A 2,983-nucleotide genomic window follows, 5' to 3' on the forward strand; every position below is an offset into this window, starting at 1 on the left:
CGTCGAGTGAGGACAAGCTTGCCGCGACACGTTCGCTCGGTGCCGACGGCACGGTTCTCTATGAAACCGGCGCGTTGCAGAAGGACGGACAGAAGCGCCTTGCCGGCCAGTTCAAGGCGGCGTGCGGAGAACAAGGCGCCGACGTTGTCTACGACCCGGTCGGAGGCGAATATAGCGAGCCGGCCTTGCGCGCGATCGCCTGGGAGGGGCGCTATCTTGTCGTCGGATTTCCGGCGGGCATCGCAAGCATTCCGCTCAACCTGCCCCTGCTGAAGAGCTGCGACATCCGTGGCGTGTTCTGGGGCGCGGCGATCGAGCGCGACCCGGCGCGCCACGCCGAGGCGGTGAGCGAATTGCTCGCGTTCTACGCCGCCGGAAAGATCAAACCGTTGGTCCATCGCGTTTTCCCCCTTGCGGATACTGCCGAGGCTTTGAAGCTGCTCGCCTCCAGAAGCGTGACGGGGAAGGTGGTCATCACGGTTCCATAAGAGGGCATGGCCGAAGCATGTCGGCCGCTAATTTCCAAGGGAGGTCAAAAAATGCCGGTTCCAGCGATGCGTCATGAGGTTCGCTACGGTGAACGCATAGTGCGCTGTTTCATCGACAGGCCGGGCAACATGGACGAGATGTTCCGCAGCGCCGTTCAGCGGGCTCCGGACCGGATCGCCCTGGTGTTCGAAGAGCAGCGGGTTACCTACCGTGAACTGGATGCCAGGGCGGAGCTGGTCGCAAGGAACCTGGTCCATGCGGGTTTCAGGAAAGGAGACCGGCTGGCACTGCTTCTCGGCAACGGTCTCGAATTCGTCTATTCGATCCTGGGCGCGGCGCGCGCCGGCCTCATCTCCGTGCCGATGAACATCCGCCAGAAGCTTCCGGAGGTTGAATTCGTCCTCAATCAATGCACGGCGTCCGGGATCATCTACGACGCGGAATATGAGGCGAATGTTCCGACGGCCGAGGCGGTCGGCTCTTTGCGCCATGCCTATGTCGTGGGAGACGGCCGTGGCGAGCCTTTCGGCGACCTGTTTGGCGAACGCCCCGCTGTGGCGTTTCCCGATGTCGCCGAGGAGGATACCTACTGCCTGCTCTACACATCCGGCACCACCGGCAAGCCGAAAGGAGCCATGCTCACCCATGTGAGCACGATCCACACGTTGCTCCACTACCAGCTTGGCTTTGCGATCGCCGAAGGCGACATAGCGATGCTGGCCGTGCCGGCCTCACACGTGACCGGGCTGGTCGCCATCATCCTGACCGCGATGCGCGTCGCGGGCTGCACCGTGATCCAGCGTGCCTTCAAGGCACGCCAGTTCCTCGAGCTTGCCTCCCGCGAGAAGATCAACTTCACCGTCGTCGTCCCCGCGATCTACAACCTGCTGCTGCTCGATCCCGATTTCATGCAGTTCGATCTCTCCAACTGGAAGGTAGCCGGGTTCGGAGGAGCGGCAATGCCGGAGGCTACGATCGAGCGCCTTGCGGCCGCGCTGCCCAACCTCACTTTGTGCAACGTCTACGGCTCGACCGAAACAAGCTCGCCCGTGACGATGATGCCGCTTGGCGACATCACCAAGGCGCCGAGTTCGGTGGGCAAGGTCCTGCCCTGCGCCGACATCATCGTCGTCGACGATGAAGGCCGTGAAGTTCCACCGGGGCAGAGCGGCGAGCTGCTGATCGGCGGCGCCGTCGTCGTCCCGGGATATTGGGACAATCCCGCGGGCAACAAGGCCGGTTTCGTCATGGGCTATTGGGTGTCCGGCGACATCGGATCGAAGGACGAGCAAGGCTATGTCTACGTCTTCGACCGCAAGAAGGACATGATCAACAGGGCCGGCTTCAAGGTCTACTGCATCGAGGTCGAAAGCACGCTCGCCCATATACCGGGCCTCGTCGAAAGCGCGGTCGTGGGCAAGCCGGATCCGATCCTGGGCGAACGGGTGCATGCCTTCATCTACAGCGACGGCTCGCTGAGCGACGAGGCTGCCGTCAAGCATTTCTGCGCCGAGCGTCTGTCCGACTACAAGGTGCCGGACGGCGTAACCTTCCTCAAGGAACCGTTACCCCGCAACGCCAACGGCAAGGTTCTCAAGAACGCGCTGCGGGCGCTGATCACCGGGTAGGCGGTCGAGGTCGCGTATTTCAGGCAAGTCGAGAGCTTGCGGAGCGCCCTGAAGAAATCCTCGATCGGACGTCATGACGGAAAGGAAGATGATGAACTTCGAATATTCGCCAAAGGTGCAGTCCTTCAGGACGGAGCTCAACCGGTTCATGGAAGAGCATATCCTGCCCAACGACCGACGCTGGCATGAGATCGTCCACTCCGGCATCTATCCAAGCGAAGTGGTCGAGCCGCTGAAGGAAAAGGCCAGGAGCGCAGGGCTCTGGAACCTGTTCCTTCCCGCGCTGCGTCCAGACGAACCGGGGACGGCGCTCAGCAACGTGGACTACGCGCCTCTTGCCGAGATCATGGGCCGCGTGCCCTGGGCCTCCGAGGTGTTCAATTGCAGCGCGCCGGACACGGGCAACATGGAAATTCTCCACATGTTCGCCACGCCCGCCCAGCGGGAGCAATGGCTCAATCCGCTGCTGCACGGCAAGATACGGTCGGGCGTGTCCATCACCGAGCCCGACGTGGCATCGTCGGATCCGACCAACCTTGCCACCACGATCGATCGCGACGGCGACCACTTCGTCATCAACGGCCGCAAATGGTTCACGACCGGCGCGCTGCATCCGCTCTTTGCCTTCACCCTGGTTTTCGGGGTTTCGGACAGGTCGCCGGATGCGCCGAAACATAACAGGCATTCCTTCGTGATCGTGCCTGCGGGCACGCCCGGATTCAGCGTTGTGCGCGATGTCACCCTGATGCACCACCATTCGCCCGAAGGGCATTGCGAGGTGCGCTTCGAAAATGTCCGCGTGCCGGTCACGAATCTCCTTGGGGAGGAGGGGGCCGGGTTCGCCATCGCGCAGGCCCGCCTGGGGC

The 2,983-nt window shown here is 62.6% G+C and carries 3 protein-coding genes; all 3 read left to right on the forward strand.

The features are described 5' to 3' along the window. Positions 1–488, forward strand: a 488-nt coding sequence (locus EOD07_RS28820; protein ID WP_164772630.1) for a zinc-binding dehydrogenase, incomplete at its 5' end; no start/stop codon positions are given. A gap of 51 nt (positions 489–539) precedes the next feature. After that, positions 540–2,117: a class I adenylate-forming enzyme family protein gene (locus EOD07_RS28825; protein ID WP_127237774.1), complete on the forward strand. Its 1,578-nt coding sequence runs from the start codon at positions 540–542 to the stop codon at positions 2,115–2,117. Positions 2,118–2,265: 148 nt separating this feature from the next. Continuing rightward, on the forward strand, positions 2,266–2,983 hold a 718-nt coding region (locus EOD07_RS28830), incomplete at its 3' end, for an acyl-CoA dehydrogenase family protein (protein WP_245470536.1).

The organism is Mesorhizobium sp. M2C.T.Ca.TU.002.02.1.1 (assembly GCF_003997225.1).

Excerpts from the sequence above, each read along its gene's own strand:
- EOD07_RS28825 (WP_127237774.1), top strand. The coding sequence starts at position 540 with ATGCCGGTTCCAGCGATGCGTCATGAGGTTCGCTACGGTGAACGCATA.